Source organism: Sphingosinicella sp. (assembly GCF_052387495.1).
Lineage (GTDB): Bacteria > Pseudomonadota > Alphaproteobacteria > Sphingomonadales > Sphingomonadaceae > Allosphingosinicella.
Window position 1 is genome coordinate 1 of record NZ_JBQTJC010000219.1, and the last position, 1,764, is coordinate 1,764.

Genomic DNA, 1,764 nt, shown 5'->3' on the forward strand with positions numbered 1-1,764 from the left:
GCCACGCCCCGCACCGCCCCGGCCGCGCGCGCCACTGCCTGGCTCGACGCCGATACGCTGCGCGAGCTCAGGAGCGAGGCGCGCGCCGAGCGAAGGGGAGGCACGCGCAACTGATGGCGACGCTGGCCGCTCAGATCGAACGGCGCGTTGTCCATGTCGACGAGCGGCAGGGGCTGAGCCTCACCTACCACCGGCTGATGCTGGTAATGCTGCTCTTCGCCGGAGTCACGGCGCTCGTCGTGCTGCGGCTCGGCTGGCTTCAGCTCTTCACCGACCGCTCCGCCGCGACGGCGCTCGCCAATCCCCTGATTCCGCCGCGCGCGGATATCACCGACCGCAACGGCATCCCGCTCGCCCGCACGATCGACGCCTGGACGATCGGCGCCTTTCCGCGCCGGATCATCGGCGACAGGGCCGAGCTGGCGCGGCGCCTCAACGAGCTGATGCCCGAGCGCAGCGCCGCCGAATTCCACCGGCTGCTCAGTTCCGAGAGCAATTTCGTCTATCTCGCCCGCCGCGCGCTGCCCGAGTTGGTCGCCGCGGTGAACGGGCTCGGCGAGCCGGGGATCGAGCCGAGCCGGGAGCCGGAGCGGCTCTACCCCCAGACCGCGATGGCCGGCCACGTCCTCGGCTGGACCGACCGGGAAGGCCATGGCGTCGCCGGCATGGAGCGGGTGCTGGAGGAGCGTCTGACCGAGGCGACGACGCGCGGCCAGCCGGTCGCGCTCGCCATCGACAGCCGGGTCCAGGCGACGATCGAGGCCGAGCTCGCCTCCGCCGTCGCCGCGATGCAGGCCGAAGGCGGCACCGGCATCGTGCTCGACGTGCGCACCGGCGAGGTCGTCGCCTTGGCCTCGGCGCCGACCTTCAATCCCAACGCCGCCGGCCGCTCTGATCCCAGCGCGCTCTACAATCGGGCGACGATGGGCGTCTACGAGCTCGGTTCGGTGTTCAAGCCGATCACCGTCGCGGCGGCGATGGAGGCGGGCGTCGTCACCTCGATGCAGCAGCGCTGGGATGCGAGCGCGCCGATCCCGATCGGCCGCTTCCGGATCAGCGACGATCACCCGCTCGGTCGCCAGATCAACATCCCCGAGCTGATGGTGCACAGCTCGAACATCGCCACCGCCCATGTCGCCGACGCGATGGGCGCGGAGCGGATGCAGGCGGCGTTCCGGGCGCTCGGCTTCGACGAGCCGCCGCTGATCGAGCTGAACGAGCGCGCCCGCCCGATCTGGCCGAGCGACTGGGGCCGGGCCCGGGTGCTCAATTCGGGCTTCGGCCACGGCCTCGCGATCACCCCGCTCCACCTCGCCAGCGCCTATGCGGCGCTGGTCAACGGCGGCATCTTCCGTCCCGCGACCCTGCTCCGCGTCGAGCCGGGCCGCGCGGTGCCGGGCCGCCGCGTTTATTCCGAGCAGACCAGCTATCGGATCCGTCAGCTGCTCCGCCTCAACGTGATGCAGGGCACGGGCCGGCGCGCCGCGGCGGCGGGGCTGCGCGTCGGCGGCAAGACCGGGACGGCGGAGAAGCCGGTCGCGGGCGGCTACAGCCGTAACGTCAACGTTTCGACCTTCGCGGCGGCCTTTCCCATGGATCAGCCGCGCTATGTGGTGCTGGTCATGGTCGATGCCCCCCGTCCCACCGAAGCGAACAGCTTCGTCACCACCGCCGCCTATACCGCCGCGCCGATCGTCTCGCGGGTGATCGCGCGCGCCGGCCCGCTGCTCGGAGTCATTCCGAGCGAAACCCGCGACATCGATG

General features: G+C 71.8%; 1 protein-coding gene. It reads left to right on the forward strand.

The window, feature by feature from the left end; translation table 11 throughout:
- Positions 1-113: 113 nt before the first annotated feature.
- A partial coding sequence (locus ACT4N8_RS12095; RefSeq protein WP_444858379.1) for a peptidoglycan D,D-transpeptidase FtsI family protein occupies positions 114-1,764 on the forward strand: 1,651 nt, incomplete at its 3' end.